This is a genomic window from Deltaproteobacteria bacterium (genome assembly GCA_016223005.1).
GTDB lineage: Bacteria > Desulfobacterota > GWC2-55-46 > UBA9637 > GWC2-42-11 > JACRPW01.
In genome coordinates this window covers 1-23706 of sequence record JACRPW010000040.1, presented here as the reverse complement: position 1 = coordinate 23706, position 23706 = coordinate 1, and the positions used below count along the sequence as shown (strand labels likewise).

The 23706-nt window shown below is 41.0% G+C and carries 28 protein-coding genes and 1 pseudogene; 7 read left to right on the top strand and 22 right to left on the bottom strand.

What is annotated here, in order from left to right; genetic code table 11:
• Positions 1-18 precede the first annotated feature (18 nt).
• From HZC45_04345 to HZC45_04315, 7 genes are all read right to left on the bottom strand, one after another.
• Complete coding sequence (locus HZC45_04345) at positions 19-2328, bottom strand: heavy metal translocating P-type ATPase (GenBank protein MBI5682386.1); 2310 nt, start codon at positions 2326-2328, stop codon at positions 19-21.
• Between the two features lie 106 nt (positions 2329-2434).
• Positions 2435-2746, bottom strand: coding sequence for a hypothetical protein (locus HZC45_04340; protein ID MBI5682385.1), 312 nt, complete (start codon positions 2744-2746; stop codon positions 2435-2437).
• Positions 2747-2770: 24 nt separating this feature from the next.
• Positions 2771-3472 carry a hypothetical protein gene (locus tag HZC45_04335; protein MBI5682384.1) on the bottom strand — a complete coding sequence of 234 codons (702 nt, stop codon included), beginning with the start codon at positions 3470-3472 and terminating at the stop codon, positions 2771-2773.
• Between the two features lie 76 nt (positions 3473-3548).
• A complete protein-coding gene (locus tag HZC45_04330; protein ID MBI5682383.1) occupies positions 3549-3884 on the bottom strand; it encodes a hypothetical protein in 336 nt (111 codons plus the stop codon).
• A gap of 91 nt (positions 3885-3975) precedes the next feature.
• Positions 3976-4476 carry a hypothetical protein gene (locus tag HZC45_04325; protein MBI5682382.1) on the bottom strand — a complete coding sequence of 167 codons (501 nt, stop codon included), beginning with the start codon at positions 4474-4476 and terminating at the stop codon, positions 3976-3978.
• A 58-nt stretch (positions 4477-4534) separates the two neighbouring features.
• On the bottom strand, positions 4535-5344 hold the full coding sequence (locus tag HZC45_04320; GenBank protein MBI5682381.1) for a M56 family metallopeptidase: 810 nt from the start codon (positions 5342-5344) through the stop codon (positions 4535-4537).
• A 1-nt stretch (position 5345) separates the two neighbouring features.
• Complete coding sequence (locus HZC45_04315) at positions 5346-5783, bottom strand: BlaI/MecI/CopY family transcriptional regulator (protein MBI5682380.1); 438 nt, start codon at positions 5781-5783, stop codon at positions 5346-5348.
• Positions 5784-5951: 168 nt separating this feature from the next.
• Here HZC45_04315 and HZC45_04310 point away from each other — a divergent pair, with 168 nt between their 5' ends.
• Positions 5952-6251, top strand: a complete 300-nt coding sequence (locus HZC45_04310; protein MBI5682379.1) for a twin-arginine translocase TatA/TatE family subunit — start codon at positions 5952-5954, stop codon at positions 6249-6251.
• Positions 6238-6978 carry a twin-arginine translocase subunit TatC gene (tatC, locus tag HZC45_04305; GenBank protein ID MBI5682378.1) on the top strand — a complete coding sequence of 247 codons (741 nt, stop codon included), beginning with the start codon at positions 6238-6240 and terminating at the stop codon, positions 6976-6978. Before HZC45_04310 ends, tatC begins: the two co-directional genes overlap by 14 nt.
• A gap of 15 nt (positions 6979-6993) precedes the next feature.
• Here the strand turns inward: tatC and HZC45_04300 are convergent, their stop codons facing one another.
• The 9 genes from HZC45_04300 to rseP form a co-directional block, all read right to left on the bottom strand.
• Entirely contained in the window at positions 6994-8061 is a 1068-nt protein-coding gene (locus tag HZC45_04300) for a hypothetical protein (GenBank protein ID MBI5682377.1), read from the bottom strand.
• Positions 8058-9197 (bottom strand): hypothetical protein, encoded by a 1140-nt coding sequence (locus tag HZC45_04295; protein ID MBI5682376.1) that lies wholly within the window; start codon positions 9195-9197, stop codon positions 8058-8060. Before HZC45_04295 ends, HZC45_04300 begins: the two co-directional genes overlap by 4 nt.
• A 5-nt stretch (positions 9198-9202) precedes the next feature.
• The gene (locus HZC45_04290) at positions 9203-9886 is read right to left on the bottom strand and encodes a hypothetical protein (protein MBI5682375.1); all 684 of its coding nucleotides are present in this window, start codon (positions 9884-9886) and stop codon (positions 9203-9205) included.
• 73 nt (positions 9887-9959) lie between these two features.
• Entirely contained in the window at positions 9960-10589 is a 630-nt protein-coding gene (locus HZC45_04285; GenBank protein ID MBI5682374.1) for a cytochrome b N-terminal domain-containing protein, read from the bottom strand.
• 39 nt (positions 10590-10628) lie between these two features.
• Positions 10629-11090 (bottom strand): cytochrome c, encoded by a 462-nt coding sequence (locus HZC45_04280; GenBank protein MBI5682373.1) that lies wholly within the window; start codon positions 11088-11090, stop codon positions 10629-10631.
• A gap of 149 nt (positions 11091-11239) precedes the next feature.
• Positions 11240-11707 carry a universal stress protein gene (locus tag HZC45_04275; GenBank protein ID MBI5682372.1) on the bottom strand — a complete coding sequence of 156 codons (468 nt, stop codon included), beginning with the start codon at positions 11705-11707 and terminating at the stop codon, positions 11240-11242.
• Positions 11708-11723: 16 nt separating this feature from the next.
• Entirely contained in the window at positions 11724-11996 is a 273-nt protein-coding gene (locus tag HZC45_04270) for a hypothetical protein (GenBank protein MBI5682371.1), read from the bottom strand.
• Positions 11997-12043: 47 nt separating this feature from the next.
• Positions 12044-12739, bottom strand: coding sequence for a tRNA (adenosine(37)-N6)-threonylcarbamoyltransferase complex dimerization subunit type 1 TsaB (tsaB, locus tag HZC45_04265; GenBank protein MBI5682370.1), 696 nt, complete (start codon positions 12737-12739; stop codon positions 12044-12046).
• Positions 12740-12741: 2 nt separating this feature from the next.
• Positions 12742-14049 (bottom strand): RIP metalloprotease RseP, encoded by a 1308-nt coding sequence (gene rseP / locus HZC45_04260; protein MBI5682369.1) that lies wholly within the window; start codon positions 14047-14049, stop codon positions 12742-12744.
• Between the two features lie 377 nt (positions 14050-14426).
• On the opposite strand from rseP, the gene rpsF reads away from it, so the two are divergent.
• From rpsF to recG, 5 genes are all read left to right on the top strand, one after another.
• Positions 14427-14774 carry a 30S ribosomal protein S6 gene (gene rpsF / locus HZC45_04255; GenBank protein MBI5682368.1) on the top strand — a complete coding sequence of 116 codons (348 nt, stop codon included), beginning with the start codon at positions 14427-14429 and terminating at the stop codon, positions 14772-14774.
• Positions 14767-15045 carry a 30S ribosomal protein S18 gene (locus HZC45_04250; protein MBI5682367.1) on the top strand — a complete coding sequence of 93 codons (279 nt, stop codon included), beginning with the start codon at positions 14767-14769 and terminating at the stop codon, positions 15043-15045. The genes rpsF and HZC45_04250 overlap by 8 nt, the downstream gene beginning before the upstream one ends.
• Before the next feature lie 105 nt (positions 15046-15150).
• The gene (locus tag HZC45_04245; GenBank protein MBI5682366.1) at positions 15151-15594 is read left to right on the top strand and encodes a 50S ribosomal protein L9; all 444 of its coding nucleotides are present in this window, start codon (positions 15151-15153) and stop codon (positions 15592-15594) included.
• A gap of 113 nt (positions 15595-15707) precedes the next feature.
• Positions 15708-17135 (top strand): replicative DNA helicase, encoded by a 1428-nt coding sequence (gene dnaB / locus HZC45_04240; GenBank protein ID MBI5682365.1) that lies wholly within the window; start codon positions 15708-15710, stop codon positions 17133-17135.
• 48 nt (positions 17136-17183) lie between these two features.
• On the top strand, positions 17184-19550 hold the full coding sequence (recG, locus tag HZC45_04235) for an ATP-dependent DNA helicase RecG (GenBank protein ID MBI5682364.1): 2367 nt from the start codon (positions 17184-17186) through the stop codon (positions 19548-19550).
• 24 nt (positions 19551-19574) lie between these two features.
• Here recG and HZC45_04230 read toward each other — a convergent pair whose 3' ends face one another.
• The 6 genes and pseudogenes from HZC45_04230 to HZC45_04205 all read right to left on the bottom strand — a co-directional run.
• Positions 19575-20390 (bottom strand): insulinase family protein, encoded by an 816-nt coding sequence (locus HZC45_04230; GenBank protein MBI5682363.1) that lies wholly within the window; start codon positions 20388-20390, stop codon positions 19575-19577.
• A pseudogene (locus HZC45_04225) lies at positions 20373-20555 on the bottom strand (insulinase family protein). The gene HZC45_04230 and the pseudogene HZC45_04225 overlap by 18 nt, the downstream one beginning before the upstream one ends.
• 20 nt (positions 20556-20575) lie before the next feature.
• Positions 20576-22078 carry an insulinase family protein gene (locus tag HZC45_04220; GenBank protein ID MBI5682362.1) on the bottom strand — a complete coding sequence of 501 codons (1503 nt, stop codon included), beginning with the start codon at positions 22076-22078 and terminating at the stop codon, positions 20576-20578.
• 25 nt (positions 22079-22103) lie between these two features.
• Positions 22104-23033: a response regulator gene (locus HZC45_04215; protein ID MBI5682361.1), complete on the bottom strand. Its 930-nt coding sequence runs from the start codon at positions 23031-23033 to the stop codon at positions 22104-22106.
• A complete protein-coding gene (locus HZC45_04210) occupies positions 23024-23386 on the bottom strand; it encodes a hypothetical protein (GenBank protein ID MBI5682360.1) in 363 nt (120 codons plus the stop codon). The genes HZC45_04215 and HZC45_04210 overlap by 10 nt, the downstream gene beginning before the upstream one ends.
• A 174-nt stretch (positions 23387-23560) precedes the next feature.
• Positions 23561-23706: hypothetical protein (locus HZC45_04205; GenBank protein ID MBI5682359.1), on the bottom strand; the 146-nt coding region annotated here is incomplete at its 5' end.

Sequence of the window (23706 nt, the reverse complement as noted above, 5' to 3'; positions counted from 1 at the left end):
AAGCCGGTGGATATGCCGTCAAGACACCTCTATCTTCGCAGTTTTTAATAATGCGGAATTGCCCACAACAGAAAGGGAACTGAGCGCCATTGCCGCTGCCGCTATAATAGGATTTAAAAAACCGAATGCTGCAATTGGAATGCCGATTGTGTTGTATATAAATGCCCAGAAAAGATTTTGTTTTATCTTTCTCATTGTTGCCTTTGATAGTTTTATGCCTGCAACAACATCCCTTATATCATCTTTTACAAGTATTATCCCGCCTGTCTCCTTTGCCACATCCGAACCGCTTCCTATGGCAATGCCAATATCAGACTGTGCAAGTGCAGGCGCATCATTTATCCCGTCTCCTACCATTGCTACAACCTTTCCTTTAGCCTGAAGATCTTTTATAACCCCTGCCTTTTCACCTGGAAGCACATTTGCAATGACATTTTCTATACCGACCTGTTTTGCAATTGCATTTGCAGTCCGTTCGTTATCGCCTGTAAGCATGATGACTTCAATGCCTTCTTTTCTTAAAGCGCTTACTGCTGTCCTTGAATGTTCCTTGAGTGTATCTGCAACTGCGATGATGCCTAAAATACCGTGACGCGTGATACCTGCCCCCGAATGTAAAATTTCTATATCCTGACCCCCGCTTAAAACCTGCGGGGGCAGGACCTTGACCCCTGACTCCTGACTAGTATATTTGACCTTCACACCGTGCCCTGGAATTGCCTCGAATGATTCTACATCTGGAACCTCAATCCCTTTCATATTTGCTGCCCTTAAAATTGCCTCTGCCAGAGGATGCTCAGAACCTTTCTCTGCAATAGCCGCAAGTTTAAGCACTTCGTCTTCACTCCTGACTCCTGACTCCTGACTCCTGACTGGCATTACATCCGTTACCACCGGCTCCCCCCTTGTCAATGTCCCTGTCTTATCAAATACAACGGTTGTAAGTTTTTGCGCCCTTTCAAGATATTCGCCGCCCCTTATAAGTATGCCTGCTTCTGCGCCTTTGCCGACTCCGACCATTAGTGCTGCGGGTGTTGCAATTCCCAAAGCACACGGACATGCAATTATCAAAACAGCGATGGATGCAAGAAGCGCCTGTGGAAAATCGCCTGACATCCACCAGCCGACAAACGAGAGAACCGCTGCAATAACAACAGCAGGCGCAAAATAGCCTGTAACCTTGTCTGCAATCCTCTGAATCGGAGCGGATGATGCCTGCGCCTCCTCAACCATCTTTATAATCTGAGCGAGTGTTGTCTCTGCGCCAACCTTTTTTGCCTTAAACTTAAACATCCCTGTTTTATTTATTGTGGCGCCGATAACATCATCCCCCTTTTTTTTCTCAACAGGCATGCTCTCTCCTGTGAGCATCTTTTCATCCACAGCGGACGAGCCTTCTATTACAACACCGTCTGCCGGTATCTTCTCGCCCGGCCTTACCACAATAATATCGCCAATCATGACAGATTCGGCAGGTATCTCAATCTCTTCACTCTTCACTCCGAACTCCGAACTCTGAACTGTCCTTATGACACGGGCTGTCTGAGGTTTTAAATCCAGGAGTTTTCGAACAGCGGCAGAAGACCTCTTTTTTATGATCTCTTCCATGTATTTCCCAAGTAGGACAAATGCAATAATAACGGCAGAGACCTCAAAATATACATCCCTTTCCTCAACCTTGACAGGGAGAATATCAGGGGCGAATATCACGATGACTGAATAGAGATAGGCAACGGTTGTCCCGAGGGCAATCAGGATGTCCATGTTTATCATCCTGTTTTTGAGGGCATTGTAAGAGCCTTTATAAAAACTCCAGCCGCCTATAAACTGGACAGGAGTTACAAGGATAAAAAGCCAGACACCCCATGTAAACCACGGAAGCTGCGGGATAGGCGCCCATGTGATGATTGTTGCACCCGTTGCAAGACCCAGAAAAAATCCTGCCCGAAGTATTGCAAGGGCAAGGACGCCCAGCATTGCAATGGATACCCTTTTTTTTAAACTCTTTAGTTCTGCCTCAGGCGCCTCAAATGTCCTCAAACATCCTTCACTGCAAAAATAATATTGCCTGCCTGCAACCTCTGTTTTAAGGGACTTATGCTTATCAACCACCATGCCGCAGATAGGGTCTTTAGCCATCTCATGGGCATTCGTCTCTGAAACCATCCCTTTATCTGATTTTGCAGAGTGCATGTAAGCATCAGCATCGGCATCAAACTTTTTCTTGCAATGAAGGGAACAAAAATAAATCGTCTCCCCTTTATATACAGAACTCCCTGCCGCTTTCTTTGGTTCTACATCCATTCCGCATATTGGGTCTATAGGCATATTAGTCACCTCCGTTTTGTGAGAGTCCATGTATCAAAAAGTTATAGAGCCAAAGTTTTTCGCTCTGTTCTTCTGACACATTGACCCCTTGAACCCTTTACAAATCTTACATCTTTATCCCCTTTGGAGTCTGCCATTTGAATACAGTTTCTTTCACACCACCCATATCTTTAACCACCAGTTCAATAAATCCTGTGGTTCCGGGGTTTTTAAATTTTACTTCAGCCTCCCTGTGATGTCCTGAACCAGAGGGCTTTGCTGCAATAGGTTTATAGATATTTCCTTTATCGTCTTTGAGGACAATACCCTCATTAAAATTGAATGCATCGAGATTTACTGAATGGGTGTCTAACTTTACATCAAAGACAAGTTCATTACTGCCGCCCACATCTACAGGATTTTTAAATTCTGCAATCACTGTTACAGCGCCTGCGGTTTTTTCTTATGTTTGTTTTGTAGATGCCGCAACTTCAGTTTTTGCTGTCTGTTCACCTGCTGTACCGCCTCCCATACCACCGCCCATCATTTCGCCCATACCGCCTTTCATCATAGGACAGTCCATACCCTTATCCATGCCTCCCATCATTCCCTGTCCCATCATGCCACTGCCGCCCATCATGCCCTTCATCATTGGGCAGTCTGTCATCTCATCCTTCATCATAGAAGAATCCATTCCTTGCCCCATACCGCCTTTAATCTGACCATACGGCATTTCCATTAGTTTTTTAAGTTTCCCTTTCTGTTCAGGGTTCAGCACCTTTCTTGCCTCTGTGAATGCCTCTATGCGAAGGTATCTTATCTGCGACTCTATTGCCTCTATCTTTTTGACTGTATTTTTAACCTTCAAGAGGTCAATGTTGTCCATTTTAAGTAAATTGTTCAGGTCTATGTCATTTGTCTTTAATTCAGCATCAATCTTTATAATATCCTTTGTGTATTTATCCCTGATACCCTCCAATTTATTTTTTTGCCTCTCGTCCAGTTCCAGATTTTCAGCATTTTTTAATGTTAGTGTAATACCTTGTTGGAACCATGGGCTTGCACCTATATCCATCATCTGCCCTTGCCCCATACTGCAGGCATAAGCAGATAATGGAACTATAATTAAAGCAACCAAACTTAATGTTATCAATATCTTTTTCATCTCTTTAATCCCTCCTGATTATAATAAAAAACAGGGACGACACATGAGTCGCCCCTGTCTCTAAGACCTTACTGCCCTACATCCCTTCCTTCTTTTGCTTCATCGTCCCCTGTTTCTGCTTCATCATCTCATCATGCATCTTCATCATTCCGTCCATCTTCTTCATCATCTCTTCAAGTCTTTTTTTCTGGGCATCAGTAGGATTGTGAGATATATCCTTCATTATGCCCATCATCTCCTTCATCATGCCCAGCATGTCACCCATTTCTCCCTTCATCATAGGACAGTTCATCATGCCCTCACCCATCATCATTCCCCCACCCATCTGCCCCTTTTTCTCTTCAGCACCCGCAGGCAATACTGCCAGTGAAATCACAAGAACTGCCGCAGCAATAAATCTTAAAACACCCATTAGTATCACCTCCCTTTTTTAAGCCTTGTGCTAAATTATAGCACTTTTTATAAAGGTTGCCCAATTATTTAATTGGGATTTCTATAAACTTCTATTTAGTCTTTACTTTAAATGTTACGCTGTCTCCAACTGATTTAGCGCCTGAACCTTCCTCATGTTTGTCGCCTAGTGATAATGCCAGTTCAAGTGTATTTTCACCTTCTTTAAGGTCCCACACAAGAAGGATGTCCTCTTTTATGCTTGCATGGTCCATCCTCTTGCCATTCACATAAACATGGATATGTCCAACCATATCCTTATACTCATCTGCAATCCGTATCTTTGCCTCTATCTCCTTCTGATTAACTACTTCACCTTTTTTTGGCCATATAATCTCAAGAGGTTTCTTTGCCGTCTTTTTTTGCAACTGGGCAACATTGTTCCTCATGTCCATACCTTGGTGACCCATATCCATACCTTTGCTGTGATACGATGCCTGTGCTTGATTGATATAAATTATACCTACAATACCTACAAGCAATGCCAAAACGGGTAATTTAATAGCCCCTCCCTTCTTAAAGATTGCAATCAAAAACCTGATACCTTGTCTCATTTTCGTTCCATCCTTTTAATTTTATTCTACAGTCTGTAGAATTTGTTTAGAAAAAAATTTATTTTACATTACAGTGAACCGTGCAGTCCATATCTCCTGCTGCCATTGTATTACATTCCTTCGCTGATTGATGATGGTGTGTTATCCTGCACATCTCATCATTGCATCTCTTGTCAAAACCATAGCTGACCGTAACCGGGACTAACAGTAAAAAAAGTAATACAATGGAACTCGCCAGAATATTTCTTGCAGATGGCAGCTCAACACTGTTATCCCTTTCACCTATAAGCCTCTTGATTCTGGCATCTATAGATTCTACACCCCTTATTGATGCGAATGCATAAAATTTACTGCTGTTAGCAGTTGACACCTTTAGTATTGCGCTGGCGAGTTCAATGGGTTTTCCTGTCATGGACACAACTCTCTTGTCAGCGGCATTTTCCTTTATTGTGTGAAAGACCTTTACACAATATTTCACTATCGGCACATAAAAGAAGGTGTCTCTTACTACAGAACTTAACAAAAACTTTAATGGGTCATGGTTTTTCTTATGATGCACTTCGTGTATGAATACAGCCTTTATCTCATCATAAGTCAGGGATTCCAATAACCCCTTTGAGATGTATATCTTTGGCCTCAAAAAACCTGATGTAAATGCGGTAACAGAGGCATTATCTATAAGAAGTGTCCCAAGTCCATAGTCCTTGACAGGCAGTCTCTTGATATTTCTTGCTGCACTTAAGACAACAATACTATTTTTTATAAGACTGTATATAACGCCGGTTACAAAGAGTAGAACAGCACCGCGTACAGTATATACACTTGCCATTGACAATATACTCATGCACTGTAAAATTATATCAGGCATCCTACACCTCTTTTGTCAGTTCCATCTTCTTTTTCTTTTCATCAATAAGTCTTCTCAGCCTGTCAAGTTCTTCTGGACTTATATCAGCAACAATATCAACAAATGATGCAACCGCATCGGATGAAGACATCCGCATCACCATTTTAAATACATCCCTTGATACATTCTGTGTGAAATCTTCTCTGGAACTTGCAGGTGTATAAATATATGTTGACTCGCCCCTTGTCTTTTTAACAAGACCTTTTTTTACAAGCCTCTCTATAACAGTCAAAACCGTGGTTATGGCAATATCCCTTGAGAACTTAAGATGCTCATATACCTCCCTGCCTGAAGCCTCCTCTTTTTCCCAAAGGGCATCCATAACATCCCTTTCCAAACTGCCGAGCACACCCTCAAAATCCCTTTTGTCTGCCCCGAATACTGATAATATTTTTTTCATGTCTCTAAATATATTCTACATTCTGTAGAATGTCAAGGGGAAAAGTTGTCTTAAAAAAAGTTGTCATTTATTATAGTATTCTTTGCATAATATTCCTTGCCAAAATCATTTAACTCATATATATAAAATATGAACACTTTTAGTTTATGACTAAAAAAGGAGAAACAGATGTTTGGTATCGGACTTCCAGAATTGATTGTTATACTTATAATTGGACTAATAGTTATCGGACCCCATAAACTCCCTGATATTGCAACAGCACTTGGCAGGGCATTTGGAGAGTTCAAGAAGGCAACAGAAGATTTAAAGAGCAGTGTGTCAAAGATAGAAAAGGATGTGAGTGTTGACTTGGAAAAACCTGATGCACCTCCTGCAAAACAGGAGCAGTCCGGCACTGCAACTGCAAAAGATACTGTTAAATCGGATGTGAATAAAACCGCAGGAGGGAATCCAGTTGGCAAAGCCTGACGAGAGACTTCCCTTTACCCTTCACCTCGTTGAATTAAGAAAAAGACTCATAAATTGTGTAATTGCCGTAGGCATTGGTTTTGGCATCGCATACTTTTATTCAAAAGAGGCATTTGATTTCATGTCAAGACCACTTATAGATGCAATGCCGCAAGGCAATGCCTTCATGGTCTTTACAGGTGTTATTGAGCCGTTCTTTACATACCTGAAGATAGCACTTATATGCGGGATATTTCTGGCAAGCCCTGTTATCTTCTACCAGATATGGCTGTTCATATCACCTGGCCTGTACGAAAAAGAAAGGAGCTGGGCACTCCCGATTGTCATGTCTGCCACAATCCTTTTTATAGGCGGCGCCACCTTTGGATACTATATTGTTTTCCCTGTAGGTTTTAAATATTTCTTGAGTTATGCAACGGATTCTTTAAAACCAATGCTTTCAATGAATGAGTATTTCTCCTTTGTTGCAAAGTTCCTGCTTGCATTCGGCATAGTATTTGAGATGCCGCTTCTTATATTTTTTCTGGCAAAAATAGGGATAGTTGATGTAAAGATGCTCACACAATACAGGAAGTATGCTGTCCTGCTAATCTTTGTTGTCGCTGCAATCCTTACCCCCACACCTGATGCCTTCAGCCAATTACTTATGGCAGCGCCTATGCTTGTGCTTTATGAAGTAGGTATTATACTGGCAAGACTCTTTGGTAAGAAAAAGGTTGAAGAATGACCTCTGACAATTCCTCTAATGTCCCTGTTTCAAAAGGTCTTTCTGCTGTCCGTCAAGGCTTATAGAGAGGGTACTTGTATCCTGCTGTCTTTTGGAGAGGAGGGAGGCATTAATCTTACCGATTTTGTTATCTACTAGTTCGGTGAACAGGACACTATTTTTTTGTCCTATCGTTATGTCAAACGGCTGTCCATTGGCAATGCCTATATTAAATTCAAGAAACTCGCCTGTGTCAGGGTTTAATCTGCCAACCTTGCTGCCCCGTTTATCTGCATACCAGATATTGTTGTTTTCATCAACTGATATACCTTCTGGCACGCCTTTTCCTGGAAGGGTAAAATCTTTGAATTTTGATGAGGCAGGATTGAACATCAAGAGTTTCCTGTCTTTTCTTGCACTAATCCAGATATTGCCTTTTTTATCCAATGCGATTTCATTCGGCACGCAGAATGGAAACGGAATAGGAAATTCCTTGATTTCGCCGTTTGACGGATTTAGCCTTCCGAGTTTATTCCCCTGACTTTCAACAAACCAGACAATCCTTTTATTATCAACAGTTATCCCGATTGGCTGGCTCATTGGGGTTGGTATAGAATACTCCTTGAACTTGCCTGTTGACGGCAAGAGCCTTCCGATTTTATTCCCAAAAAATTCCGTGAACCAGATGCCGCCTGTTTTATCTATTGCAAGCCGTGAAGGCTGACTCTGCGGGGTCGGCGATTCATATTCCTGAAAATTTGATGTCTTAGGGTCAAACCGCGCTATCTGGTTTGCGTCCTGCTGTGCAAACCAGATAATACCTTTTGCATCGCTTACAATATCTGTAGGATAACTCTTTGCTGTAGGTATGCTGTATTCTTTAAAAACAGAGGTTTCCGTATTCAGCGATGCTATTTTGTTGGTGTTTAACTGGGCAAACCATACTGTGCCATTTGTATCCGTTGTAATACTGACAGAAAAACTAACAGGCGTGGGGATTGAATAAAATGTGATAACAGAATCAGCGGCAAGACAGTTAACAGTAAGAAGTAAGAAGTAAGCAGTAAGCAGTGAACAGTAAGCAGTTCTTAATGCCTTTTTCATTTCCCCTTGTGTCTCCTTGACAGATACAGAATAATAATTGCAGCAGATATAAGGATTATACCGCTGATTATGCTAAATGTCTCTTTCCTTGACTCCTGACCATTTTTCTCCCTGATAGGAGAAAAATCCCCTGGCCCCTGACTTTTAACCCCTGACCCCTGACTGTCTTTTATCATCCCCAGTTTATTAGCATCCCTGTCAACCTCCGTAAACCATACAGTGCTATTTTTATCAATGGTTATACCTGTCGGAAGGCTCCGCTGGGTTGGTATCTCGTATTCTGTAAAAAGCGGTATTTGAGGGTCAAATCTGCCTATCTTATTGCCTCTGTTTTCAGTGAACCAAACTATATTGTTTTTATCTACTGCTATGCCTGTTGGCACAGATGCAGGTGTTGGTATAATGGCATTATTGATTTTTTTTGCTGATACATTAAACATACCAAGTTTATTTGAACTCTGCTCTGTAAACCAGATATTGCCTTCATTATCTGTTGTTATTCGTGATGCGTTTGCAAATTTTGTAAGTATTTCATATTCCGTTATGCTTCCTGCTGCAGGGTCTAACATGCCAATCTTATTTCCATTTGCCTCTGCGAACCATATCATGCTGTCACGACCTATTGTAATGCCTGCAGGCTGGCTGTTCTGTGTTGGAACAGGATATTCCTTGAATTTGCCTGTGGACGGTTCAAGCCTTCCAATCTTGTTTGCATTTCTTTCAGTGAACCAGACAATACTACTTGAATCAACTGCAACCCCATAAGGTACCGAATCATTGGTTGGTATCTGAAATCTTTTAAATGTCTTTGAAGAAATAGTGAAACTTACAATACTGTTATCAAGGGAAAGGGTGAGCCAGACAACATCGTCATTTATAGATATGCTGGATGGTCCGGCATTTTTATATGGTATGTCAATCTCTTTAAAACTCTCTTTTTGGACATCAAACCTTGCAAGTTTATTTGCACTTTCCTCCACAAGCCATATATCACCGCTGGAGGCAGCCGCTATGTCAACAGGACGGCTGTATGCTGTAGGGATGGGGAATTCTTTGATTGTCTGGGCGTGTGCTACTACAGTGAACAGTGAACAGTGAATAGTGAATAGTATGCAGAGAAAAATGAGACGAGTCATTTTCATTACCATGTAAATGTCGGTTCATATAGATGCCGCATATGCCAGTTAGCGTCCTTATATGTCTCTATCTCCTGACCTATAACAGATTCGCCTTCTGTGCCTGATTTGCTTGCACGGTACTTGCCCACCTTTATCTGAACCTGCTTATGTCCTTTGTAATATTCAAGAACATTCATTGGCGGCAGGTCATGCCTCACGCCTGCCTGAATATTATGGCATGCTATACAGCCGTTCAATTTAGCATGGTAGCCGCTAAAAACAATGCCCAGCATGATCGCAGCAAAAACAATGGCAGGCGGCAGTATCCTGATAACCTTTAAACCAAAACCACTGACTGGTTTTAGTTTCTTAAAGATAAATGGAATCAAGACAGTAAATGTCAATACAAGAAGCGGTATTATAAAGGTAGCAATAAACTGCCACTTTGCAAGTCCGCCCTTTAAATACCAGAAGGGCTGAAAGAAAAAGAGATAATACCACTCAGGACCGGGTATATACATGCCTTCGTCAGGGATTGTCATAGTGTAATCTGACGGAAGACCATAAAAATACGCAAGTCCCACAATCAATAAGACAACAACCGATACAACCAGACTTGCCTTTAATGCGTGTCTGGGCCAGAACGGATGAAAGTTCTGCGGATACGGCGGGGCATACCTTGGGTCTTTGTCTTTGTTTTCGTCCATTTTTTCCCTCCTCCTATGAATGGCAACTGGGGATTTGAAATCTGTCCCCACAATAATATCCCATGAGATGATATTATAGCGGTCCTGATATGCCGTGCCTCTTTACCATCTTGAAATGGAGTATTAAAAATACAGCCGAGATGAGCGGCAGAATAAGTACATGTATAACAAAACTGCGGACTACGCTGAAATATTCAATAAGCGGTCCTGTAAGAAATTGTCCGATTACAGGGAATGTGCCCACATAATCAGTCCACATAACAAGAACCCAGTAAGATGTCCAGTTCCATGGAAGTATCATACCTGTAATGCTGAACAGGAATACCACAATAAACATGGTAAAACCTGAAAGCCAGTTCAGTTCTCTGGGCCTCTGAAATGCCTTGTGATAAAAGACATTGAACATGTGGGTTATGACTGTTGCAATAAGGATTGTCGCGCCCCAGCGGTGCATATTTCGTGTAAGCCCGCCCAGTGGAATTTCACTGCTCATGCGTAGGATGCTTTTGAATGCCTCTTCCGGCTTTGGCACATAAAAGAGCGTCATAAAAAGCCCGCTGACTAATTGCAGGAAAAGTATTGTCAGGGATATTCCGCCGAAACAGTAAAAGAATGTTACATGGTCTGGGATAAGGAGCGCCTTCTTTTTTTTCCAGTATTCTTTTATCCCTGTCCTTTCATCAAGCCAACCCATTAAATGCATAATCCCCCTCCTCTTTTGAAATATATCAGCGGTAATGGACTATTTCCCGCTGCCCTGGTATTTGCATTTACATATATCGCTTCTTATATAAAGGATTACATTTTTTATCTCTTCATCGCTCAACATGTCCTTATGCGGCATCATGGCTTCGGAAAACCCCACTGATGCCCCGCCTTCCCGTATCACCTTAAACAAAAAATCATCCTTGCGTGTGGACAGGAGTTTAGAATCTGTTAGATTTCTTGGTTTTATACCCTGTCCCAAAGTGGTTGACAATGGACCGTCTCCCTTGCCCTTTTCACCATGGCAGTTTATGCACCATGCCAGAAAATTCTCCCTGCCTGATTCCTTCCCGCCTTTGCCGCTCCATGTGCCAGTTTTGCTAGGGTCTGCCTTTGTCTTTTCTTGCGGGGCTGCAACTGCATTATTGACCGCAAACAAGAACATGCTGCACAGTATTGCAGTAAAGATTAAAGCCTTTGGATTTTTTTTAACCGTCATCAAACTTGCCTCCTGTTTTTTAAAGATAACTCAAAACTCAAATGTCAAATCTCAAAACTGAAACTCAAAACCTTAAAACTATTTTCATGAAAAGTTTTGAATTTTGAATTGTAGTTTTGACTTTTGCGTTTTGAGTTTTGAATTTTTATTTACCCTTCTATTACCTCAGACAGAGGCACACATACAACAGGGATCTTGCTCCCCCTTAAAACCTGCTCTACTGTAGAACCAAAAAAGAACCTCAGCATGGGTGAGGATGTGCCAAAACTGCCCATTACTATAATGTCAGCGCCTAAATCCTTTGACTCTTTAAGTATCTTGATAAAGGGTATGCCTTCTTCAAGCCTCTCTCTTATTTTGACACCCTTTCTCTTTTTCAGGGATTCTGCCATTATCCTGTCAAGTTCTGACTTTGCATTCTTTTCAAGTTTTTTCTTAATCTGTCCCTTTGTAGAAATGTCAAGCCTTACCATCTCATTTACAAGTTCAGAATCTATTACATTCAACAGGAATACGGATGCCTTTGTCTCCCTTGCAATATCAAGGCTGTAATAAAATGCGTTCTTTGAACATTCTGAGAAATCAACAGGCACAAGTATCTTTTTAATACCTTTCAATTTAAACTCCGGGATATTAGATTGTAGTCTTTATCTTTTCCAACCTGTCCCTGACCTCAGGGATGATATATACATCTGAAAAATCCAGTTTTGCAAGTTCTTCTTCTAAAACCCTGACCTTTTCCAGCAAGGGCAGATTTTTGTGGATGAATATATACCTCTCCCCCTTTAAAACAAAAGAGCCGCCCTGCGTGTCAACCTCTCCCTTTTTAAGGTCTTCATACCGCAGTTTAACCCCAAATCTTTCTGCTGTCTCTTCAAGGAGTGAAAGGATATGTTCATTCTTCATGCAAACCATGCCAAATGATAATCATATTTTTACATCTTATTACAAATTTATGTCAAGATAAATTGCTTAAGTTTTGTCTCTGCCTCAGACCTTCTTATGTAATACGGCACTATAGTTTCAGGGGACTGGATATTACCTTTCTCTACCTCTCTTAATGCAAGTTTTGCTATATTTGATGCCCGTATGTGCCAGAGGTCATGAGGGGCAAAAACAGCATTATCTCCAAGTTCACTTTTAATTACATCCCCATAAATTTTAATGCCGCCACCAAGAAATATGGTTTGTCTGTTCAAATGCTTAACCAGTTCACAAGGTTTTATTACACAGTCATCCTTTTCAGCAGTCAGGGTTTCCTCTTCCCTTTTGTATATGCCTGCATATATCTCTTCTTTCCGTGCATCAAGGATAGGGCAGATAAGTTTATCAGAGTGCAGAATATTCATTGCAAGTGTTTTTAGGGTTGACACACCGACAACAGGTTTTTTCAGGCACCATGCAAAGCCCTTTACAGTGGAAATACCTATGCGCAGTCCTGTGAATGAGCCTGGTCCTATGGTTACTGCAAAGCAGTCTATATCATTTAATCTTATACCGCTGGATTTAAGGATGCTGTCTATAGACGGCAGGAGTTTTTCAGCATGGGTCTTTTCTGCACAGGGCATACATTCTGCTATTAAACTATCATCTTCAAGGATCGCTATACTGCCTGATGGCATTCCTGTGTCTATAGCAAGGATTTTCATTCCTACTTACCGACAAATCTCAATATGTCATTGTATGTAACAAACACCATAAGGAGTACCAGAAGGGCAATCCCTGCCTGCTGGGCGACATTCATAATCTTCTCGCTTAAAGGTTTTCTCCGCAGTTTTTCTATAGCAAAGAACAGGAGATGGCCGCCATCCAGAACAGGTATTGGCAGTAGGTTAAGTATGCCCAACTGAAGGCTTAAGGCAGCCATAAGGGATAAAAACGCTGTGAGTCCTGATTCCGCAGCCTGTCCTGCAACCTGTGCAATCATGAGCGGTCCTCCAAGTGTCTTAATGGATACCTCACCAACAAAAAGTTTTTTAATAATGATAAATGTAAATATAGTCATATCCACCATCTTTTTTGTCCCTATTATAACAGCGTCAACAGGCCCATATCTTTTCATAATCATATCCTGACTTGGGGAGATGCCTATTACATATATCTTTGCATCCTCATTCCATATAGGCTTTATTTTAAGACTTAATGCATCGCCGTTTCTTTTTACAGCCATTTCCATTTCATTGTCGCTGCTTTCCTGAATCATCCGCTGTATTTCTGACCAGTGATTTATCCCCCTGCTATTTATCGCAATTATTGTATCCCCGACCTTTAGCCCTGCATTTTCTGCCGGATAGTTTTTTGCCAAACCTCCAACAACAGGGTTCATAGGAGGTAAAATTCCGCTTACACCACTGCCGTTATGTTGTGAAGATGTAAGGGTAAGGTCTTTTTCTAATATATTACTATCTCTCTTAATTGTCAGACGAAGGTTTTTATCAGGGTTTGAGATAATGAGGGATTCAAATGTTTCCCATGTCTCTATCTTTTTACCATCAATAGATAGGATGACATCACCTGCCTTTAGTTCTGCCTTTGATGCGGCACTGTCCTTCAAGACATACCCGACTACAGGCTGTTTATCCATATATTCAGGCACATGGATGCCGAGCATGTAGATAACAGGGAATAGGAGCAGCGCAAGGACAAGGTTCATTACAGGACCTGCAAATACGATGCCTGCCCTTGTGGACACAGGTTTATTTGCAAAGGACTTTTCCCTGTCTTCTGTTTTCACATCTTCACCTGTTTCCTCACCAATCATTTTTACATATCCGCCCAGAGGCAGTAGAGATATAAGGTATTCTGTTTCACCCTTTTTAAAGCCTATGAGTTTTCGCCCGAACCCGAGAGAAAACTTTAAAACCCCAACCCCGCTTTTCTTAGCAACCAAAAAATGCCCCAGTTCATGGACAAATATAAGTATACCGAGAACTATTAAGAATGAAATAAGTGTTGTCATTTATTTACCCCTATTTTTAAATAGCATTATTTATTGGAAATTATATAGCATAACAAAATACAGTTTGCATTATTATTTTAACCCAATTTGAAAATGGCACAAATACAAATAATGTACGGTAATGTATCATAGTTTGTGTCAGAGATAAGAAAGGGGTATCCTTCCCCTTTTCCTCCTTTGAAATGTTATTGTGAAATGCTTTTAGAAGAGTTTTTCAACAGGCTGAAAAGATTTGACCCCCTTAAGACCTTAAAAAAACTCTTGCCTTATGATGTTTATTTATAGTAGATATATAAATTATCCTTGCCCTTTGCCTAAAGAGGCAGGTGGCTTAATTGTCTTAAGTGTTAAGACAAAATCCATAAGGAGGTTTTAATATGAGCAGTTTGTATGAGATTGTGTTTATTATTAAGCCTGATGCAGTAGACGAGACCATAAAAGGTATTATTCAGAAGGCAGGGACTACGGCAGAAGATCTGAAAGGCAGTATCATTAGTGTGGATGAATGGGGGAAAAGGAGACTTGCCTATCCTATCCAACGTCATCAGGAAGGATACTATGTGCTTATTAATTTTTCGGGTGATGCGTCTGTGCCAAAAGGGATTGAAAGAATGCTCAGACTAAATGAAAATTGCCTGCGGTTTCAGACTATAAGGCAGCAGAAGGCGCAAAAGCCCCCTGTTCCCAAGGAGGCGGAGACGACTGTGGAGGTAAAAAATGTATAATAAAAAAAGTCATAAGAAAACAACCCGTGACGATAAACAGGGAGGGAAAAAGATTTATCAAAAGAAAAAGATATGCCGTTTTTGTGCGGATGCCTCTATCCCGATAGATTACAAGGATGCAAGGATGCTTAAGTCGTTCATTTCAGAACGCGGCAAAATCATGCCGAGCCGCATAACAGGCAATTGCGCAAAACATCAAAGGACAGTTACCGAGGCAATAAAAAGGGCACGGGTTATAGCAATTCTACCATTTGCAAGTGCAACTATTTAACACAAAAAAGGCGGGAAAGGCGAGAAAAGCTAGAAAGAAAAACTTTTCCCGCGTTACATCATTACATCGTTTTCCTATAGACCTTAAATCAAACGGAGGCATAGAATGGAAATCATATTAAAAGAGGATATTTCATCGCTGGGTAAACTGGGGGAGATAATAAAAGTGGCAGATGGCTATGCCAGAAACTATCTCCTTCCGCAAGGGCTTGTTGTAGAGGCAACACAGCAAAATATAAAGATATGGGAAAATGAGAAGCAGGGGGTTGAAAGGAAGTTACTAAAACTAAAAGATGAGGCAGGAAGGTTATGTGAAAAACTTGAGGGCATTATCTTGAAATTCGTTAGAAAGGCTGGTGATGATGACAAACTTTTTGGTTCTGTCACCTCAATGGACATCGACGCCAGCCTGAATGAACAGGGTCTTTCTATTGACCGTAGAAAGATTGTACTATCTGACCCTATCAAGGCAATTGGTGAACATATGGTTGCTGTCAAACTTCATCAGGATATTACTGCACATATTAAGGTTATTATTGAAAAAGAGTAAAAACAGGCAAAGGGGTGAAAAGCATGCTTTTCACGGCTAAAGGTTAAAGAAAAAACCAAAAACATTTTGCCTTTTGCCATTAGCCTTTAACCTTTTTTGAGGGTTTTCCACTCATGGCAATCCAGCCTAACAGCAGGTCTCATGATACATCACTGCATAAAGTCCAGCCGCAGAACATAGAGGCAGAGCAGTCTATTCTGGGCGGTATCTTGCTTGACGATACAGCAATAAACAAGGTTGTTGAGATACTAGGCGGGGATGGCAGCGATTTTTATCTGGATGCCCATAAAAAGGTCTTCCAGACTATGGTATCCCTTTCAGACAAGGGCATACCTATAGATATTGTTACACTTTCAGATGCCTTAAGAAATGCAGGCAGTATAGAGGCGGTGGGCGGCGCATCGTATGTTGCAGTCCTTGCAGACGCTGTTCCGACTGCTGCTAATATTGCTTACTATGCCAAAATAGTAAGGGAAAAATCTATCTTAAGGAGGCTCATTACTGCTGCGACAGAGATAGTAACACGTTCTTTTGATGGCAGTGAGGGGATTGATGATTTTTTAGATGACGCAGAGAGGATAATCTTTCAGGTATCACAGGACAAGATAAGGCAGTCGTTCTTTAAGATTGAAGACCTTATAAAAGATACATTCCGCACTATAGAAAGATTGTATGACAAGAAGGAGCATATCACAGGTGTTGCATCTGGTTTTGTTGAGTTTGACAAGATGACTGCTGGGTTTCAGCCTTCTGACCTTATTATAGTTGCAGGAAGACCAAGCATGGGTAAGACATCCTTTTGCCTTAATATTGCCCAGTATGCAGCAATAGAGTCTAAGGTTCCTGTGGCTATATTTTCTCTTGAAATGAGCAAGGAGCAGCTTGTCCAGAGGATGCTTTCATCAGAGGCACGGGTTGACTCCAGCAGGATTCGCAGAGGGTTTCTGGAGGATAAGCACTGGGGGAAGTTAACCAGGGCAGCAGGAACACTCTCTGAGTCCCCCATTTATATTGACGACACGCCTGCCATGACAGTTCTTGAAATGAGGGCAAAGACACGACGACTTAAGATGGAAAAGGATGGGCTGGGTCTTGTTATAGTTGATTATCTGCAGCTGATGAGGGGAAGAGGCGGTGCAAGCAACCGCGAACAGGAGATATCTGATATCTCCAGGTCACTAAAGGCAATGGCAAAAGAACTAAATCTCCCGGTAGTGGCGCTCTCACAGTTATCAAGAAGACCTGAACTCCGGGGTGAGAATAGAGAGCCGCAGTTGGCTGATTTAAGAGAATCAGGCGCTATAGAGCAGGATGCGGATGTAGTGGTTTTCCTCTACAGGGAGGAGTATTATAAGCCGTGTGAGTGTCCTCATGACCTGTCCTGCACCTGCGGCAGACGAGGCACAGCAGATATAATAATTGCAAAACAAAGAAACGGACCAACAGGCAAGGTTAAACTTGCATTCCAGAACAAATTTACAGCATTTGCAAACCTAGAGCATGCCCATATGGATTATGATGTTATCTCAAATAATGCGTAACCCAAAAAATGCAACTGCTTTTTTTGGATTATTTCTTCAATTAAAGATATGGAATCCTTTGTAAAAAAGGTATGCGACACGGCATTGTCATCTCAAGCACACAAGGATAATCTCAATAAGGCAACAGAACTTAAAAATATATTTGAAGGGTTTGACAGGTTAGGCGTTGAAGATAAAAAAGACAGAATTGCAAAGGCTCACGAGATTGTAAAAAGGATATTGAACGAAGGGGCAGAGGTTCATGACAGACAAAAACATGAAACTGCCAAAGATATTTTATATCATCTTCCAAATATAAGAGAGATTGAAAATAACTTAAAAAAACTATCTACGCAGATTGAATATGTAAAAGGTGTTGGACCTAAGGTTGGAGAATGGTTTAGAAAAAAAAGGGTTGATACAATTTTTGATTTGCTTTACTTTCTCCCGTTTCGCTATGAAGATAGACGCAATATAAAAAAGATTTCTCAACTTCTGCCGGGTTCAAAAGATGTGGCAGCAGGTGAAATAATGGTGCTGGGGGAGGTCTTTTACGGAAGGAAAAGGATATTTGAGATTGTTATCAGCGATGGCTCCGCTATCTTGAAACTCAAATGGTTTAATTACAGTTTGAATGCAATGAAAAGGCGGTATAAGGCAGGGCAGAGGATTATAGCCTTTGGCAGTGTAGGGGCATTTAATAACCAGAAAGAGATTGTCCATCCTGATATAGAGATAGCGGATGAAGGAGAAGGGTTTGATTCAATTAATTTTAATTCCATTGTGCCTGTATATTCAAGTGTGGGCAATCTCCATCAGAAGACTGTCAGAAAGATTATGAGGAATGCAGTTAATGAATATGCCGGACTTATGATTGGAGGACTTCCCGACAGTATCAAAAAAAGGTATGCCCTTATGGAACTCAGCAGTGCAATAAGGCAGTGCCATATGCCTGCAGGTTTAGAGTGCATGGACTCAAAGGATTTTCTGGCAAGAAAGAGCCTTGTCTTTGACGAACTGTTTTTCCTTGAACTCGGGCTTGCCATAAAAAAAAGGGATATTATAAGAGAGGGTGGTATTTCATTTAACACAGACTCTGCCCGTAGTCAGAAACTTAAAAGACTCATTCCATACAAATTAACCACTGCACAGGAAAGGGTTATATCTGAAATCAAAAATGATATGTCATCTATCTATCCTATGAATCGCCTGATACAGGGGGATGTTGGCTCAGGCAAGACCATAGTTGCATTCATCTCGGTTTTAATAGCAATAGATAATGGGTATCAGGCAGCATTTATGTCGCCAACAGAAATCCTTGCAGAACAGCATTATCTGAATATCCATAAATTTGCCAGTGAGGTTGACATAAATACATGCCTTTTGACAAGCAGTGTCTCAAAATCTGAAAGAAAGGAACTTATTTCTCAAATAAAAGATGGGAAGATAAATCTGGTCATCGGCACCCATGCACTGATACAGGATGATGTTGAATTTAAAAAACTCGGCATTGCTGTAATAGATGAACAGCATAAGTTCGGGGTTATTCAAAGGGCAATGCTGAAAAGAAAAGGCGCAGGGGGGTTATCACCTGATATGGTAGTAATGACTGCCACGCCTATACCAAGAACCCTTACCATGACTGTTTTCGGAGACCTTGATGTCTCTATCATTGATGAACTTCCTTCAGGGAGGAAGCCTGTGGATACAATGGTTTTTAGGGAAAAAGACAGGGAACGGATTTACAGGGTTTTAAGGGATGAACTTAATAAAGGCAGGCAGGTTTATATTGTATATCCGCTCATAGAAGAAAAAGAGGAATTGGGGCTTAGAGATGCAACGAGTATGGCAGGGCATTTAAAGAAGGATGTATTTCCTGATTTCAGGATAGGACTTCTCCACGGAAAACTGCATGTCAGAGAGAAGGAGGATATAATGAAGTCATTCAAGGATAAAGATATAGATATCCTTGTATCCACAACTGTTATAGAGGTTGGCATTGATATTCCCAATGCAACTGTTATGCTGATTGAACATGCAGAAAGGTTTGGATTATCACAACTGCATCAATTGCGCGGCAGGGTTGGAAGAGGGGGACATAAGTCATTTTGTCTGCTCCTTGCATACAAGATCGGCTCTGTTGATACATACAAAAGATTAAAGATTATGGAGGGAACAAACGACGGCTTTAGGATTGCAGAAGAAGATTTAAAGATACGGGGACCAGGTGATTTTCTTGGGACAAGGCAGTCAGGTATCCCTGACTTCAGGGTATCTGATTTACTGCATGATGCAGCCTTGCTAAAAAATGCAAGGGATGAGGCATTTAATCTGGTTAAGGAAGACCCTGACTTAATCAGGCAGGAAAATAGAATCTTAAAGGTGATATTGAAAAATAGATGGCAGGAAAGGTTTGAACTGGCAACTATAGGGTAAGCCGATGTAACTATGATAATATTTTCATTCTCCTTTGTGCCAACTTGCTGGCAGGTGTGTTTGTCCCACAATCACAATAGTGTATGCATTCATATCAAAGTATCTTCTTGCGGTATTTATGACCTCCTCTTTTGTAACAGATTCAATCTTTCCTGCAAACCTCTTGTGTTCATCATAACCCAACCCATAGAGTTCATTGAAAGCCATATCAGATGCCCTGTCTGATGCCTCCTGAAGTCCGATTTCATAGTTTCCTATAATCTCTGCCTTAGCCCTTTTCAGTTCCTCATCAGTTACCCCTTGTTCAACTATCTTTCTAAACTCATCCAGTATTCCATTTACCGCTTCACTTATCTTGTCAGGGGATGTCCCCATATAAACCGCAAAAAACCCCGGCTCTATGCCGTCCCTCTGAATTGCAGAAACAGAATAGGCAAGCGCCTTTTTATCCCTGAGTTCTATAAAAAGCCTGCCCCCCTGTCCTGACATGATACTTGATATAACCTGAAGGGGATACCTGTCCCTGCCTGTAATAGTGGCGCCCAAAAAGCCTATGGCAATATGTGACTGCTGTTTTTCTTTAAAAATCTCATTTTTTTTAATAAATGCCCTCTTTTTTTCCAGAGGCATGGGCTTTATGCCTTCACCCTTTTTGTTTGTCAACTGCTTGCTGCTTGCAGGCACAAAAAGTTCATTTGCCCTTTTGATAACATCATCTGTATTCACATCACCAACAATAGATATTACCACTGCATCAGGATAGACGATAGATTCGTAAAATCTTAAAAGGTTTTCCCTTGTGTATCCCTCTATAAGTTCCTTAGTGCCTAACAGATTCATCCTGTATGGGTGTTTTTCATACAGTGTTTCACTGAATTTATTAAATGTATACCCCGGCAGATAATCCTCTTGATTCTTTATGGCAGATAAAATCTCTTTTCTTGTCTTTTCTATCTCATCTTCAGGAAATACAGGGTTTTGAAGACTGTCTGCAAGTATCTCCAGTCCTCTGTCAAAAAACCTGCTTAAAAATTTCCCTCAATAAAGTTTGAGAGTCCATTTGTCTTTTCTCCCTCAAACCTTATACCCCCCTCTACCGCTGCATACATTGCCACCACAGGGTTTGTATGGTCTTCTTTGACAATAAGGGTCATGCCGTTATCAAGTTTGATTTTTATTGTTTCCTGACCCTTGACCATGAAAGGCGCTTCTGTGCCTTTCATCCCTTGACCCTCTTTATATGACTTTTCTGTTTCAACAACTGATGCACCTGCAGTTTTTAAAATCTCATCCAGAGTTAAAAGAGCCTTTTCGCCCTTTGGGAGCATAAGCCCGATAGTCATATTCTCAGGGGTTAAGTATCTTTCAATAGATTTTCGGATGTCAGAAGAGGTAATCTTTGATATACCTTCCAGATACCTTTTTTCATAATCAAGCCCGCCCGCTGATGTCTCATAATAGCCTAACTGTCTTGCCCTTCCCTCCCTTGTCTCCCTTGAATATATAAACTCGCTTTCAAGATTAAGTTTTGCCTTTTCAAGTTCAGCACCTAATACACCTTCATATTTAATCCTTGCTATCTCTTCTAAAACAGCGGCAACTGTCTTTTTCACATTTCCTGTCTCAAGGCTGGATGTTATAAAGAACAAACCCGGCTCTTTTGGTGTCATTGCATAGGAGGATATAGAACTTACAATGGATTCTTTTCCCTTTAGCCTTTGGTAGAGTCTTGAACTTTCCCCTTGTCCAAGTATAAGTGCAAGGGCATCAATTGCATATATATCAGGATGGGTTAAATCAGGGATATGGAATGTAAGCCCAAGCCTTGCCTCTTTAATCTCTTCATTCAGGATAAAACCATTTGTCTTTTTTTGCTCTGGTTCACGAGTCCTCTTCTTATGAGGGTCAAGGGATGGTTTAAAATCTTTAAATGCAGATTTCGTATCAGGGAAGCCTATTACAGGTCTTTTGTACGGATGTGTTGTATAGGATGAGTCTAGTAATTTCTGATATAGTTTTCTACTTGGGTCATCCTCACCCATCTTGAGTTCTTCAAGGACCACCTCTGTCTCCTTCGCAAGTTCATCAGGGTCAAAGGATGAATTTTGTATTGCATCTGCAATAAGGTCCAGACCTTTATCAAAAAACCTGCCGGCAAGCACAAGATGATATACAGTGTGGTCATAGGATGTGAATGCATTGATATTTCCACCTGCCTCATCCACCTCTTTTGCAATCTCGCCAACCCTTCTCTTTTTTGTCCCTTTAAAGAGCATGTGCTCAAATACATGGGCGATACCTGCTATGTTTTCATCCTCGTCTGCACTGCCGACTTTAACCCACATCTGAAATGCAACAACAGGCGCAGAATGATTTTCCTCAATGATAACCGTCATACCGTTATCAAGGGTAGTTTTAAAAGGCTTGGCAAGAGAGACTGAAGCCTGCCCCTGCATGCTTAAAGCAGGGGAGTGAAGGCAAAAAACCAAGACAGTAACAATAATAGATAAAAGTATACTTTGTCTCATGTGGGTTTCTCCTATGGTTTATTGATTAAAATTTCTCTGAAGGGCTGCTGCCAAGGATATGTCTTATTGTTTGGGCAAGTTTCTGTTTGTCAAATGGCTTTTCCAGTAAAACAACATCCTTATCCTTAATGCCTGATTTATGTATTATATCATCAGTATAACCTGATATATAAAGCACCTTCATAGATGGAAACCTTGCGCTTAATCTTTCAAACAATTCTTTGCCGTTCATACGGGGCATAATCACATCAGTAACAAGCATGTCAAAAGGCCCTTCCGCTCCCTCTGCCAGCCTTATAGCCTCATAACCATTTTCTGCTGTTGTAACATTGTAGCCTAATGATTTTAGTGTATCACTTATAAGGATAAGGACAGCCTCATTATCCTCTGCAACAAGTATATTCTCTTTTCCTAAAGGCAAATCATTCTGAGTCTGCCTTGGTTTTGAATCCTCCTCTTTCAATATCTTTTCTGTAACAGGGAGGTAAACATTGAATATTGAACCCCTGCCCGCCATACTCTCCACATCTATTGTCCCATTATGCTGCCGGACAATCCCATATGCGACAGACAGTCCCAAGCCTGTGCCTTTACCCTTATCCTTGGTTGTAAAAAACGGCTCAAATATGTGAGGCATAACATCATCCATTATGCCTGCGCCTGTATCGCACACAGATACAACAGCATACCTGCCCTTTTTTAAATGAAGATTTTTTGCCTGTATCCCATCCAGTTCTATTACATTTATCTTTATTGTAATCCTTCCGCCGGCAGGCATTGCATCTTTAGCATTGATTACAAGGTTCATAAGCACCTGTTCAATCTTATGGGTATCTGCTTCAATGTTGATAATTTCAGGATAAGGGATAACCATGGTTTCCACATCCTCTGGCAGCATGGTCTTTACGATGTTTATGTTATTGATTACAATATCATTTGGGCTTACTACCTGCAAATCAATAACCTGCTTTCTGGAGGGCTCTTTGTAGCACCTTTTTCCTTAAATTTTGAGAGCAAGAGTTCTGCATACCCAAGAATGACTACAAGTATATTGTTAAAGTCATGGGCAACACCGCCTGCCAATCTCCCCATTGCCTCCAGCTTCTGTGATTGGACCAACTGCTCCTGTGTGTTTTGTAATTCTACATATCTTTGTTCAAGTTCAAAATTCAGGTGTTTGATTCTTGCGTTTGCAGATTCAATCTGCTGCTTCTCATAGATGAGATTATTATATAATTCTGCGCGATGGATATTTGATGAGATGAGGTTGCCGACAGCAATTAGAAGGTTTATTTCATCGTTTGACACATCATTTTTATCACGATGCTGAATAAGCAGTATGGCAGCAATCTTGTTATTTGCATACAGCGGCAGGCATACACAAAGGTTTGACAGTGATGTGTCGGCAATTCTGGCAAGACAATTATTTGCTTCATTAGAGATAACAAGACTGCCTGTCTTTACTGCCCTGCTTAATGCGCATTACTCTTTAAGGTTTATAAAATCACGGCATAGTTGAGTCTGCGGCTCTATTGCTATAATCTTTAATGTGTCATTTGAATCATCAGGCATGAGTATGCAGGACAAATCCGCAGAAAATAAATTTGAGATTTCAACAACAGCAATGG